Source organism: Pantoea sp. F_5, from assembly GCF_008631595.1.
GTDB classification, from domain to species: domain Bacteria; phylum Pseudomonadota; class Gammaproteobacteria; order Enterobacterales; family Enterobacteriaceae; genus Pantoea; species Pantoea gossypiicola.
The window spans coordinates 35,644-48,604 of the sequence record NZ_VWUO01000016.1 but is presented as its reverse complement, the minus strand read 5'-3'; the positions used below and the strand labels follow the sequence as shown (position 1 = coordinate 48,604).

The 12,961-nt window shown below is 54.0% G+C and carries 14 protein-coding genes and 1 riboswitch; of the genes, 11 read left to right on the top strand and 3 right to left on the bottom strand.

Features of this window, described 5'->3' with window-relative positions:
* Positions 1 to 39: 39 nt before the first annotated feature.
* Positions 40 to 441 carry a GNAT family N-acetyltransferase gene (locus F3I44_RS24340; RefSeq protein ID WP_368668635.1) on the bottom strand — a complete coding sequence of 134 codons (402 nt, stop codon included), beginning with the start codon at positions 439 to 441 and terminating at the stop codon, positions 40 to 42.
* A 404-nt stretch (positions 442 to 845) separates the two neighbouring features.
* Here F3I44_RS24340 and F3I44_RS18525 point away from each other — a divergent pair, with 404 nt between their 5' ends.
* The 6 genes from F3I44_RS18525 (at position 846) to F3I44_RS18500 (ending at position 5,557) form a co-directional block, all read left to right on the top strand.
* On the top strand, positions 846 to 1,964 hold the full coding sequence (locus tag F3I44_RS18525; RefSeq protein WP_150015394.1) for an alkene reductase: 1,119 nt from the start codon (positions 846 to 848) through the stop codon (positions 1,962 to 1,964).
* 16 nt (positions 1,965 to 1,980) lie between these two features.
* Complete coding sequence (locus F3I44_RS18520; protein ID WP_013196130.1) at positions 1,981 to 2,295, top strand: helix-turn-helix transcriptional regulator; 315 nt, start codon at positions 1,981 to 1,983, stop codon at positions 2,293 to 2,295.
* A 146-nt stretch (positions 2,296 to 2,441) separates the two neighbouring features.
* A riboswitch (TPP riboswitch) is annotated at positions 2,442 to 2,561 on the top strand.
* 131 nt (positions 2,562 to 2,692) lie between these two features.
* Positions 2,693 to 3,637 (top strand): FAD-dependent oxidoreductase, encoded by a 945-nt coding sequence (locus F3I44_RS18515; protein WP_150015393.1) that lies wholly within the window; start codon positions 2,693 to 2,695, stop codon positions 3,635 to 3,637.
* The gene (gene thiS, locus F3I44_RS18510; protein ID WP_150015392.1) at positions 3,621 to 3,818 is read left to right on the top strand and encodes a sulfur carrier protein ThiS; all 198 of its coding nucleotides are present in this window, start codon (positions 3,621 to 3,623) and stop codon (positions 3,816 to 3,818) included. The genes F3I44_RS18515 and thiS overlap by 17 nt, the downstream gene beginning before the upstream one ends.
* A gap of 2 nt (positions 3,819 to 3,820) precedes the next feature.
* The gene (locus tag F3I44_RS18505; protein ID WP_150015391.1) at positions 3,821 to 4,579 is read left to right on the top strand and encodes a thiazole synthase; all 759 of its coding nucleotides are present in this window, start codon (positions 3,821 to 3,823) and stop codon (positions 4,577 to 4,579) included.
* A gap of 9 nt (positions 4,580 to 4,588) precedes the next feature.
* Positions 4,589 to 5,557, top strand: a complete 969-nt coding sequence (locus tag F3I44_RS18500; RefSeq protein ID WP_150015390.1) for a HesA/MoeB/ThiF family protein — start codon at positions 4,589 to 4,591, stop codon at positions 5,555 to 5,557.
* A gap of 9 nt (positions 5,558 to 5,566) precedes the next feature.
* On the opposite strand, the gene F3I44_RS18495 is transcribed toward F3I44_RS18500, so the two are convergent.
* Positions 5,567 to 5,980, bottom strand: a complete 414-nt coding sequence (locus F3I44_RS18495; RefSeq protein WP_150015389.1) for an ASCH domain-containing protein — start codon at positions 5,978 to 5,980, stop codon at positions 5,567 to 5,569.
* Positions 5,981 to 6,203: 223 nt separating this feature from the next.
* A complete protein-coding gene (locus tag F3I44_RS18490) occupies positions 6,204 to 6,746 on the bottom strand; it encodes a thioredoxin domain-containing protein (protein ID WP_150015388.1) in 543 nt (180 codons plus the stop codon).
* Between the two features lie 317 nt (positions 6,747 to 7,063).
* On the opposite strand from F3I44_RS18490, the gene F3I44_RS18485 reads away from it, so the two are divergent.
* The 5 genes from F3I44_RS18485 (at position 7,064) to F3I44_RS18465 (ending at position 12,781) form a co-directional block, all read left to right on the top strand.
* Complete coding sequence (locus F3I44_RS18485) at positions 7,064 to 7,333, top strand: hypothetical protein (protein WP_150015387.1); 270 nt, start codon at positions 7,064 to 7,066, stop codon at positions 7,331 to 7,333.
* Between the two features lie 440 nt (positions 7,334 to 7,773).
* Positions 7,774 to 8,364: a fimbrial protein gene (locus F3I44_RS18480; protein ID WP_150015512.1), complete on the top strand. Its 591-nt coding sequence runs from the start codon at positions 7,774 to 7,776 to the stop codon at positions 8,362 to 8,364.
* A 54-nt stretch (positions 8,365 to 8,418) separates the two neighbouring features.
* The gene (locus F3I44_RS18475) at positions 8,419 to 9,087 is read left to right on the top strand and encodes a molecular chaperone (RefSeq protein ID WP_150015511.1); all 669 of its coding nucleotides are present in this window, start codon (positions 8,419 to 8,421) and stop codon (positions 9,085 to 9,087) included.
* A 117-nt stretch (positions 9,088 to 9,204) separates the two neighbouring features.
* Positions 9,205 to 11,655: a fimbria/pilus outer membrane usher protein gene (locus F3I44_RS18470; protein ID WP_223811701.1), complete on the top strand. Its 2,451-nt coding sequence runs from the start codon at positions 9,205 to 9,207 to the stop codon at positions 11,653 to 11,655.
* 16 nt (positions 11,656 to 11,671) lie between these two features.
* The gene (locus tag F3I44_RS18465; RefSeq protein WP_150015510.1) at positions 11,672 to 12,781 is read left to right on the top strand and encodes a fimbrial protein; all 1,110 of its coding nucleotides are present in this window, start codon (positions 11,672 to 11,674) and stop codon (positions 12,779 to 12,781) included.
* The last annotated feature ends 180 nt before the right edge of the window (positions 12,782 to 12,961 follow it).

Here is a 12,961-nt window from a genome sequence, read left to right as displayed (position 1 = left end):
GAGTTCCCTTAAAGCGGTAACGGGAAAATTTACGCATTCTCATTCCTGTGACCAATTAAGTCGATCGTCACTTGTGGCTGAATTTCTCATCATGAACACGTAAAGTGGCGTCATTGTTAAGGAGTCATTACAAAAGGTTGTGGTAGCTGAATAGGGGGTGATATCAGGGGATGAGGGCGAAGAGAGCGGTGCAGTAAGACATTTACTCATATTAATCCCCGTAACCCCAAAACCGCAGAGCTCATAGATATGACGTGCTCGAGCATTATCACCGGCAACACGAAGCCTGATTTGTTCAAAGTTTTTATTGCATAAGTCCTGTTCTAACGCGTGCAGGGGCTGTTTACCGGGTCCATGACCCTGGTATTTTTTAAAAATGAAAATCGTAAATGAAGACTGTACGTGTCGCTGTATCGTGTTTGTACCAGAGTTAGCCGACATGTTTATAACCTGGCCAGAATGTTCGAAGTGACAAAATCGGGCAGTGACATGAACGTCATTTTCAGCGTGTTTGCCGATGTGATTCATTCCACGCCGAATCCAGGCAACAAAGCATAACCCTCGATCGATGATGCACTTAAACAGCTGGAGGTTTATCGCCAGCAGTGGCAGACGTTCACTGATAAATACTTAGCGTAAATCGTGATAATCCTGCGTTTGACGGCTCTCTCGTGGCAATAAAGCCAGCCTGAGAGCCGCGTGTGCGGGATTGCTACGATGAGGCTGTTTTGTCAGATGAGGCACTCCGATAAACCCGACTTAAAACGAAAAGCACCTATTACACATTTACAAATTTAAATGTGTAAATATAATGATGCCTTTTACACATCAGAGGAATGTTTGTCATGCCGTCACTGTTTACCCCCCTGAACCTGGGCGATCTCACGCTTCGTAACCGCATGGTATTGCCGCCGCTGACGCGTTGCCGCAGTGAGCAGCCGGGTAACATTCCCGGCGAGTTGATGGTGGAGTATTACCGTCAGCGTGCCAGCGCGGGACTGATGATCACTGAAGGCACCCAGATTGAGCCTCGCGGGCAGGGCTATGCATGGACGCCGGGGATCCACAGCGACGCCCAGATCGCGGGCTGGAAGAAGGTCACAGAGGCGGTACATCAGGAAGGTGCCACAATTTTCTGCCAGCTCTGGCATGTTGGCCGCGTCTCTCACAATGAACTTCAGCCAGGTAAGCAGCTACCGATAGCGCCTTCAGCCATCGCCGCTGATAACGTCCGGGTGTTTATCGAAACCGGACCCGGTGCGGGGATATTAACTGCACCCAGCGAACCACGGACACTGACGAACGCAGAAGTAAAAGAGATCGTGGCGCTTTATCGGCGTGCGGCGGAAAATGCAAAAGAGTCCGGTTTTGACGGTGTAGAACTGCACTCCGCCAACGGTTATCTGATTAACCAGTTTATTTCGGAGCATACCAACTTCCGCACGGATGAATATGGCGGCTCAGCAGAGAATCGTCTGCGTTTCCTGCGTGAAGTTGTTGAGGCGGTCAGCGCGGTGTTTGGCAGCCATCGTGTGGGCGTCCGGTTTGCGCCGCTGTTTTCGAGTACTGATGAAGAGCGCGTCTATCTCGGTCTGGTTGAAAGCGATCCCCATGCGACCTACATCCGTGCCGCGCAGCTGCTGAATGAGCTGGAAGTTGGCTATCTCTCGATTGCTGAAGCAGACTGGGATAATAGCCCGGATATGCCAGAAAGTTTCCGCGTTGCACTGCGCGATACATTTCGTTCTCCGATCATCTATTCTGGTCGCTACACCGCGGAAAAAGCACAGCGTATGCTGGATAACGGCTGGGGTGACCTGGTGGGTTTTGGCCGCGCGTTTATTGCGAATCCCGATTTGCCGGCACGCATTAAAGCAGGTTATCCGCTGAATCCCGTTGATCACGCCTCCCTGTATGGTGGCACTGAGAAAGGCTATACTGACTATCCTGTTTTTCAATCCTGATCTTATGTGAGGCGGCATGTCCCCCGAAAATGCCCTGAAGTTACTGTCCAACCCGACCCGAGTGGCAGTGCTGAAGTGGCTTAAAAATCCTGACGAAGCGTTTGCGGGCTATTCGCAGCTCTATCCCTTCGCTCAGTATGGCGTCTGTGCCACCCTGATCCAGGACAAGGCGGGCTTATCACAGCCCGCTACCTCGTTATGTCTGAAAGCCCTGCACAATGCGGGACTGGTCGAAGCCAGCAAAGTCGGGAAGTGGACCTATTATCGCCGCGCTGAACCGCGTATTCGTGAAATAACCGACGTGGTGACACAATCGCTGCAGGCGCTTTAGGGCACTTGCAGTATTAGCATTTTTCTCTTTCCTCATCTGCGAATGCAGAGTGTTTGCACTCAGAGCAAGAGTCTGCACATATCCCCCGAATTTCTGACTCGTCTTCATGCACGCGGCTTGACGAAGCTGCCCGCTTAACTTACAACTAAAGCCGTCAGGGGAGTCTCGCCAGAGAGACTGAGAGGCTAATAGCGCAGCGCGCGGCTTAGCGACCCTTAGAACCTGACCCAGTTGATACTGGCGTAGGAAGACGGGTATCACATCCGATACTTGCCGCAGGCGCGCGTTCGCGACGCCTTTGCCTATTCCCTCTGTATCACGGGTCTTCGTTAACCGATAACGAGGCCAAAGTGAAACATCTCATTCTTAATCACTCTCTTCCTCTCCGGTGGACACCATGAGCCGCTGGTCGGTGCTCGGCAGCGGCGTTGCCGGGCTGTGTGTCGCCACACTGCTCAGGGAGCGGGGAGAAACCGTTGAAGTCATTACGCAGCCTGACTGTCGTGCAGCCTCACACTGGGCGGGGGGCATGCTTGCGCCCTGGTGCGAAGCAGAAAGCGCGCCGCCACAGGTGATCGAATGGGGCCAGCATGCGTCGAGCTGGTGGGCGAAACGCGTTGATGGCGTGGAGCAGCAGGGCACACTGGTGGTAGCGCCGCCGCGAGACAGTCGCGAACTGACCCGCTTCGCCAGCATGACGGAGCAGCATCGGTGGGTCGCGCCCGGTGACATCGAACCGGCGCTGGAAAATCGCTTTGCCCGCGGCCTGTTCTTTGCCGCAGAGGCGCATCTTGATCCGCGCCGCGCACTGCAGCAACTGCGCGTCACACTGCAGGAGGCTGGCGTACCCTTTCACAGCGGTAAACCTGGCGGCAAAATCATCGACTGCCGCGGCATCCATGCTCTTGATAAGCAGCCCGCTCTGCGCGCCGTGCGGGGCGAAATGCTGATCCTGCACACGCATGACGTTCAGCTCTCCCGTCCGGTCCGTCTGCTGCATCCGCGCTTTCCCTGCTATCTGGTGCCGCGTGCCGGAGACCACTTCATGCTCGGAGCCACCATGGTCGAAAGTCACGACAGCAGCCCGATCAGCGCCAGGGCGATGATGGAGCTGCTGAGCGCGGCTTACAGTCTGCATCCGGCACTGGCGGAAGCGCGCATCGTGGAGAGTGGCACCGGTCTGCGTCCCGCCTACTGCCAGAATCTGCCGGAGGTCCGCTATGAAAATGGCCGTTTCTCGTTAAACGGGCTCTACCGCCACGGCTTTTTACTGGCCCCGATTATGGCTGAAAAACTCATGCTGCAACTCACTCAGGAGATGACTCATGCGAGTTCAACTTAATGGACGCACGATTGAAACCAGCGCAATGACGCTGGCTGAACTTATGGCGGAGCAGCAGATCGACCCGCGTACCGTCGCCACGGCGCTGAACGGTGAGTTTGTGCCTCGCAGCCGTTATGCCAGCCAGCAGCTTGAGGCGGGCAACCAGCTGGAAATCCTGTCACCGATGCAGGGAGGTTAACCATGTTCTATCAATTTGCCCCGCAATCACGCTTTCTGCTCGGCACCGCCGGATATCCGTCACCAGACGTTCTGCATCAGGCTATTGACGCATCAGGTGCGGAGATCATTACCGTCAGCCTTCGTCGTGAAGGCAGCGAAGGCGGTGCGTTTCGCACGCTGTTGCAGCAGCTCAACAAACGGATTCTGCCGAATACCGCAGGCTGCCATACGGTGAAAGAGGCGGTAACGACGGCGCAGATGGCGCGTGAACTTTTCGACACGCCGTGGATTAAGCTGGAAGTGATTGGTCATGCCGATACGCTGCAACCCGATCCCTTTGCGCTGGTGGAAGCCGCGCGGATCCTCTGCGCTGACGGCTTCCAGGTGTTTCCCTACACCACCGAAGATCTGATTGTTGGCGAGAAACTGCTGGAAGCGGGTTGTGAAGTGCTGATGCCCTGGGGCGCACCAATTGGTTCCGGTCAGGGGTTGCGCAATATCGAAGGGCTGCGTGCCATGCGGGCGTGGTTTAAAGATGTGCCGCTGATTATTGATGCGGGCATCGGTGCGCCGGGTCAGGCGGCGCAGGCGATGGAGATGGGTTTTGATGGCGTGCTGCTTAACACGGCGGTGGCGAAAGCGCGCGATCCGGTGCGGATGGCGGGTGCCTTTGCTGCCGCGATCCACGGCGGGCACGAGGCGTTTCAGGCAGGATTGATGGAGCAGCGCGATATGGCGTCAGCCTCAACCCCCATTTTTGGTCTGGCAGAGTTCAGTTAAGGAGCAACGATGACGCGTTATCAGCGACAGACCATGTTGCCGGAGATTGGTGAAGCGGGGCAACAACGCCTGAGCAGGGCAAGGGTGCTGGTGGTGGGCGCGGGCGGACTCAGCGCGACGCTGCTGCCATTGCTGGCTGGCGCGGGCGTGGGGTTTATTCGGCTTTACGATGGCGATCGGATTGAGCTGCACAACCTCCACCGGCAGACGCTGTTTGGCATCGGAGATGTGGGCCAGCCAAAAGCAATCTGCGCGCAGCGCGCGCTGGCGCAGCGAAATCCTGACTGCCACGTTGAGGCGCATCCCCAGATGTTGAGCGCCAGTCAGCTGCCGCAGGCGCTGGAGGGGATCGATCTGGTGGTGGATGCGGCGGATAACTTCGCCATCACCTATCAACTCTCCGACGCCTGCTCTCCGCGCGGTCTGCCGCTGATCTGCGCCTCGGTGCTGGGTCGTAAAGGTTACGTCGGTGGATTCTGCGGCGGTGCGCCTGGCTATCGTGCGCTGTTTCCTCAGTTGCCGAAGGCGTCGGGTAACTGCAACACGGCTGGTGTAATGGGGCCTGCGGTAGCAACGCTGGGCGCGATGCAGGCGCAGATGGTGCTGAGCGTATTGCTAAAACTGACCCCGTCGCCGCTCGGCTGCATGATCCACTGCGACTTTGTGGACTGGCACATCAGGCAATTCCGCTTTGATAATGCGCCTGAACCTGACGCACCGGGCATCCCGTTCATCGATAAGCTGATGCTCAGTGAGGACGATTGCATTGTGGAACTGCGCAGTCCCGAAGAAGCGCCGGTCAGTGTGGCCGAACGGGTGCTACGCATTCTGCCGCAGCAGATAGCGGCCTGGCAGCCGCCGTCCGATCGGCGCGTGGTGCTGGTGTGTGCCAGTGGAATGCGTGCAGCTCAGGCGGCAGAGAACCTTGCCGCACGGGGGATCACGCGGATGGCGCTGATGGCGGCAAACACGCTGTAGCCTGCCGGTTTACACAATTTCGACCAGCTGGAACGTCTCGAAAATCAGCTCCATTTCCTTATGGAAATAGCCTTCACGTTCAAAGTAACGCTGATGTTCCTGCCGCCAGTGGTCGAGGCTGAGATCGCCTTCACCCTCCAGCATCGCCATCTCAGGCGTGACGCGGTCAAAGCGCGTCAGGAACAGTCCGGTGGTGCGAATCACGCAGACGGGCCGTTTTTCGCCGTTCAGAACAAGGGTGTAGCCGCCCGGCTGAGGCAGGACTTCCTGATCCTGCCAGCTCTGTAACGAACCGCAGGAGGCGACTTTCTTGCCGGCAATAATCAGCGTTGCCAGTTCGTTAGCTAATTCCGGGGAATCACCGAATGCATCTGTGGATGCACCCGGATATTTGTCCTGCAGTTGTTCCTGCGTCATCGACATCCGCAAATCCTTAATGAAATAAGCGCCTGACCGGGATAAATGCAGGTCAGCGTCGCCGTTAAGATAAAGCAGCAGCGGTTGACATGCTGCCAGGAGCGTTACAGCTTACCCGGCCTGCTCATGGGAAAACAGGCTCAATTATCAGGATATTGGGTTTGGGTGTTTGCTGGATCGCAAAGGAGAGGCATACTCTGGCGCGGCCAGCCACAGCCGCGCGCAAAAACTAACGCCTCAGAAAGCTCGCCCAGTGTTCAATGTCGTCACCGCTACTGATATCGGGCTGCACCAGACCATTCACCATAAAGGTCGGTGAAACATGAATACCATTCTGGCGGGCATATTTGCAGTGCCATTTAATCGCGTTCTGCAGATCGGGCTGATCAAACGCGGCGCTGGCATCTACGCCGCTGTACTCTCTGAGGCGGGCCAGAATCTGGTTCGGCGTTGCATCGCGATTCGGGCCGGTACAGTGATCGGTGAACTCAAACTCTTCGCGATGATCGGCGACTGCCTGCATTACCTTCTTTGCCGCCTCTTTACTGTCGCTGGCGGCGGCAAGGATGTAACGCACAATCACGCCGGAATAGAGGTGCCACGGCTGTGATTGCAGACGAATCTTCAGGGTCATCTTCTCTTCACCCACATGCGCCAGTAAGGCGTCGAATTTATTGAACGCGCGAACCGAAAAAGGGCAGGTAGGTTCCAGAAAGACTTCAAAGATTGCGGGACCGTGGCCCCAGATCAGGATATCAGCATGCTGACTCATCAAAAACTCCTTAACGATAAACGGAACGGGAAGTGTCATTACCCTGGCAAATCCTCATCACATCAGCCAGTTGAGAATCAGCCGTAATTGTTACAAAAAACAGCAGTCAGCAGCTGAGACGTGCGTAACAGGCGACAGCCAGAGCCATTAATCGTTAGAATTATCGGCCTTGGCATGCTCAACAGCTGGATCTGCATCGTCCACTGCAAGCAGCTATAGTTATCTGCAGAATTTGCTCGCCCGAATGATGAAGCCATTTCTGCTGTTTGCCTGCTGATCGTCTGCCTGGGGCCGATAAGCGTTAGAAGAGGTTAATTTTGCATACTGATCTTACCTGGAAAATTCTCCATCGCGTCATTAACAAGACAATCTCTGACATGCTGGATGATCAGCAGAGTATTGACGTGTTATCACTGCGCGCCCGGCTGCATGAGCTGGCTGAAAAAGAGGAGGATGAGGTCATGGTGCTCTGTTACTGGCAGGCGAGTAAAATTCTGCTTCGACTTCCCACCACGGTGACAGCCAGTCAGTTGATGGTTGCCGCACGTCACGCTTTTCGCACGCCAATGGATCATGATCGGCTTTAGGGTGAGGACTGACCCGCGCCAGGATATATCCGCACTGAGATCGAAGCGTCAGACCCTGATCAACGCTCATTCAACATGATTATTCCTGCGTTGCTTTACTGACCATTCAGCAATTTGTTCTCATTCTGGGGTCAGTAAATATCAACCGTTAATAAGAGTTGTCTTTAAAGTAAAAAATATCACCTCATAAATGAAGTGTAAATTTTTTAGTTAATTATTCTCGCAGGCTGAAATTGATTCTAATCAAGAAATGTGTCGGTAAATCTCGTCTGTTTAAGTAACTCAACAGCCTGTTTACCTTTAATATAAATAGGGTGCTGTAACATGACGTCAACATAATAAACACCGGGTTGTTATGTTGGCGCATTTTATAAATGCATATCTATCCATCAGGTGGCTGATTCCAGCCACTTTGCATGTATTGAAAAGAGACAGGTTTGATGAATATCAGAAAAAGTATTCTGCCAGTGGCACTGGCTGGCCTCATGATTTCCGGATCGGCATTAGCAGCAGCGACTGACGGTCCCTCCCCCATCGTGCCTAATCCGGGAACCTCTGCGGGTACACAGGGTGCAGGCGGCGAAGTGAAATTCACTGGTGAAATTACCGATGTTTCCTGTGACGTTTCTACTGCCAGTAAAAGCCAGACCGTTGATTTAGGTAAATGGGCAAAATCGTATTTCGAAAGCCGCACCGAAACTACGGAAACACCATTTACTATTTCGGTCAAAGACTGCCCTTCATCGGTTAAAACAGTAGCTGTGCTTTTCGATGGCGATAAAGATAGCGGTGACCCTACGCTGCTGAAAGTGGCTGACGGCGGTGCAACCGGTGTGGGTATTAAACTCTACGAAGCAGACCGCAGTACGCCGATTTCTATTGGTTCCATTTCTAAGGCGGTCAAGGTAGTAGAGGCTGCAGATGGCGGTAGTGCCGACCTGAATTTCTTTGCGGATTACAAAAGTGACGGTGCTGCCATTACCGTTGGTAAGGCAAACTCAGTGTCTAACTTTGTGATGGTTTATAACTGATTTATAGCAGGGGCAACCCTGCTTCCCTCTTAAATATCAACGGCGTAAATGACTATGTTTAAGTTAATAAGACTTATTTCGCTTTTTTCTGCGTGTATGCTGAGCATGGCTGCTCATGCGGGTGTTGTGATGGGAGGGACGCGTGTTATTTTTGCGGAAGGAAAAAAGGAGGCAACGCTTTCAGTCACGAATCAGGATAAAACCATTCCCTATCTGGTTGAATCGTGGATAGAGAATTTTAATTCAGATAATCACGCCCGAGTGCCTTTTATTGTCACGCCGCCACTCTTCCGCCTCGATGCGGGAAAAGAGAATCTGTTAAGGATTAATTATCTGGGAATGCCCCTGCCGAAAGATCGTGAATCGGTATTCTGGCTGAATGTAAAATCTATTTCGCCTGCGCCACGTGATAAAAGCAATCAGCTGCAGGTTAATATTAAATCAAAATTTAAACTCTTTTACCGGCCAAAAGGACTGGCGGGAAATCCGGCTGACGCCTGGCAACAACTCTCGTTTCGCCATGAAGGCCGGCAGCTAATTGCGCATAACCCAACACCTTACTTTGTCTCTTTTTATTCGCTCAGCGTTAATCATCACACAATTCAGGACCCAGGCATGATTGGCCCGGGTGAGGATCGTCAGTGGACCGTCGCCGATTCCGGCGCAGTGACCTGGTCTGCGATTAACGACTACGGCGGCATCACTGAACAACGTACGCGCTAAGTTTGATTTGAATCCGGGGCATCAACAGTGAAAGTCACTCAACAGGCCAAGACAGGGAAGAGAAGGTACGCGAAATCGTTTTACGCTTCACCCTGGCTTGCAGGTGTTCCGGGTCTGATGCTGCTCATGTTCTGCCCACTGCGTGGTGCCCGCGCAGATGACTACTTTAATCCGGCGGCGCTGGAATTCTCATCCGATCAGCATAACGCCGCCGATCTTCACTATTTCGCCCATGAAGGCGGCCAGCAACCGGGTACCTATCATGTCACGCTGTTGCTCAATAATCGGGTGATTGATAGCCGCGATGTCACTTTTGTGCAGGGCAGAAACGGGCTTGTCCCGCAACTGACGGTTGCAGAGCTTTCCGCAATGGGCGTCAACGTTGATGGCTTTTCCGCATTCAGCCGTTTAAAGAATGGTGAGACCATTGACGAGTTAGGTGATTTCATACCCGATGCTGCAGCCGACTTTGATTTCGCGCACCAGCAGTTAAATCTTTCCATTCCTCAGATTGCCCTGAAAATAAAAGATCGCGATTATGTCGATCCTTCGCGCTGGGATGAGGGCGTATCGGCTGCTTTTGTAGACTATAACCTTACCGGAAGCAGTAGCCGTAATGAGGGCGACCGCTGGAATTCAACGCTGCTGAGCCTGCGCAGTGGAGCCAATTTCGGTGCATGGCGACTGCGTAACACTGCCGCCTGGCGTTACGATCTGGCCAGCCACTGGCAATCCCAGACCACTTATCTGGAGCGGGATCTTAAGACACTGAAAAGCCAGTTTCGGGTCGGGGATACTTACACCTCTGGCGACGTTTTTGACAGCGTGCAGTTTCGCGGTGTGCAGATCATGTCTGATGACTCCATGCTCCCGGAAAGTCAGCGCGGGTTTGCTCCGGTGATACACGGCATTGCCCACAGCAATGCGCGGGTCACGGTCAGTCAGCACGGCTATGTGATTTATGAAACCGTGGTTGCACCGGGCGCATTCGAGATCAAAGATCTTTATCCCACCGCGCAGAGCGGTGACCTCGACATTACTATCCATGAAAGCGATGGCTCGGTACGCACCTTCACCCAGCCCTACTCTGCTGTGCCTTACATGCTGCGTCAGGGTCATCTGAAATACAGTGTCAGTGGTGGTCGTTACCATTACTCAGGCAGTAGCAATCTGCGTTCACCTGAGTTTGTGCAGTCCACGCTGTTTTACGGACTGCCACATGACTTTACCGCCTTTGGTGGCGTTCAGATGGCGCAGAATTATCACGCTGTGGCGATGGGTCTGGGAAAAAGTCTGGGCGATTTTGGCTCGCTGCGAACCGATGTGACCGTAGCAAAAACCCGTTTACCGGAAGGACAGAGCAGAAGTGGTCAGTCAGTCCGCGCGCAGTATCAGAAAAATTTCGCTTCAACCAATACCATCTTCAGCATGGCAAGCTATCGCTACTCCTCCAGCGGCTTCTTTGACTTCAGCGAAGCCAATGCGATGACCAGCCCGGCAAGCTATGTGGCTAACAAGCGCAGTCGTTCGGAGATTTCGATCTCTCAGGGTATTGGCGACTATGGCAGCCTCAGCGCCTCTGCCTATGTGCAGCGTTACTGGCGTTCAAATAGTGAAGATCGCACCCTGCATCTGGGCTTCTATAGCAATTACAAAGCTATTTCCTGGGGCGTTGCCTGGTTTTACACCGACTCGACCAGCGCCCGTAAGGCTGACCGCGCGATCTCTTTTAACGTCTCCATTCCCTTCAGCGCGCTGCTGCCAGACAGCTCTGTCAGCTACAGCATGAACTCCAGCAACGATGGCAATGTCTCTCAACAGGTCAGCCTGTCGGGCAGCGCGTTGCAAGACCACAATCTGCACTACAACCTGCAACAGGGCTATGACAGTCAGGGACAAAATCTGAACAGCAACGGCTCGCTGGACTATCGCGGCAGTCGTGGCAGTGTCAGTGCCGGAGTCAGTCATGATCGCCACAGCACTCAGTTTAACTATGGTCTTTCGGGCGGCATCGTCGCGCATGCACACGGTATTACGCTGAGCCAGCCGCTGGGCGATACCTTCGCAATCGTTCATGTGCCGGATACGGCCGATGTGGGCATTCAGAGCAGCAGTAATGTGGTCACCGATGGTCGCGGCTATGCGATTGTGCCTTCTCTTTCGCCTTACCATGAAAATGCTATCGCACTGGCAACTGACACGCTGCCCGATAACGTTGATGTGGAACTGGATGGGCAAACGGCCATTCCGACCCACGGAGCGATTGTGATGGCCGATTACGCCACCCATGTGGGTAACCGGGTGCTGTTCACGCTGACCTGGCAGGATGCCTTCCCGCCATTTGGCGCGGCAGGTCAGATTGCCCGCGCCGCTGCGGGTAAAGAGGGCAGCACAAGCGGTATCGTCGCTGAAAAAGGCGAACTTTATCTGAGTGGTGTACCCGCTCAGGGTGTTATCGAGGTGAAATGGCAGGAAGAGGGGGTGGAGAGAAGCTGCCGCGCGCCGTTCCGCCTGCCTGCCGCCAGCGGTACCAATCCGGTCAGACTGGTCTCTGCAGTTTGCCAGTAATTCACAGGAATGTAAGATGAAATCAGTTCTGCGTTTAGCGAAAGGGATGATGCTGTTTATCCCGACCTTGTGTGTTTTACCTGCATTGGGACAGGAGTCCTGTCAGGGCGTCAGTCAGGTGGTGGTTCAGGTGCATAACGTCAACTATGTGCCGGGCGCGGCTGATGGCACGCCGATCTCGGCGCAGATGCCTTTGCAGAGCACCAATGCCTTTACCTGTAATAAAAACAGCGGTGAGCAGGGCTATAACTACAAAGACATGGGGTTTCAGATTAACGCTGAAGAGTCCGGCTTGCAGACCAACATTGCGGGCGGACACAATACGCCAATATACCGTGTTCCAGGCGTTGAGAGTATCGGATTCGCTATTGGTTTCAAGGAGCCGTCTTATTGCGGTGGCAGTTTCGCTGATACCACGGGAAAGGGCAAAACCAGCTCGATCTGTAACTCCCAGACCAGCCCACAGTTCAATTCTGCCCACGACATCACCCTTCAGTCCTACGTAGTGTTCTATAAAATTCCCGGACAGCGCTCGCCGCTGAATCCTGGCGATCAACCTGCATCTGTCGGAGAGGTGAACGTTGGCAATGCCAGCCTGAAGGTCGGGGACAGCGCTGCCAGCAGCCAGCCAATCAATGACAAGCCGCAAATTTTCCTCTCCAGCTTTACCGTACAGTATGGCAGTTGTTCTGTGGTCACCCCCCAGTCCGCTATTAATGTGGACATGGGGAAGGTGAGTAAGGCGGAGTTCACCGGTATCGGCAGCCGGGCAGGAAGCGAGAAGAGCTTCCAGATTCAGGTGATGTGTGAGCACAGCGCCGCAGTGAAAATAGGCTTCTTTGGCATGGCGACACCAGGCGATAAAGATGCCATCAGCCTGACGCCGCAGAGCAACTCAGCGTCCGGTGTGGGCATTGCTCTGACTTATGGGCCGGGTCTGCAGGTTCCGGAAGGTCAGCGCGTGCCGCTGAATGTCTCGACCGACCAACTACCGGTGCTGACGACAGTCTCTTCTCCCAATCAGGCGGCGTCGATGGCGTTTAACGCGCAATATATTCAGACTGACGAGCAAGTGATGGCGGGAAAAGCGGACGGCACGGTGACGTTCAATCTCGTTTATAATTAACAGGCACAGGCTGTGCATCACCGGCTAATGTCGCGTGATGCTGGCTGCATGTCTCTTCTACCCTGCACATTTCCCCTGCTTAGCATCGCTATCCGGCGCGTCTCCTGCAGCAATCGTTAAAACCCGCTAACCATGACCCGCGGTTTTTCCTAATCTCTGTTAAAATTATCCCTCTGTACC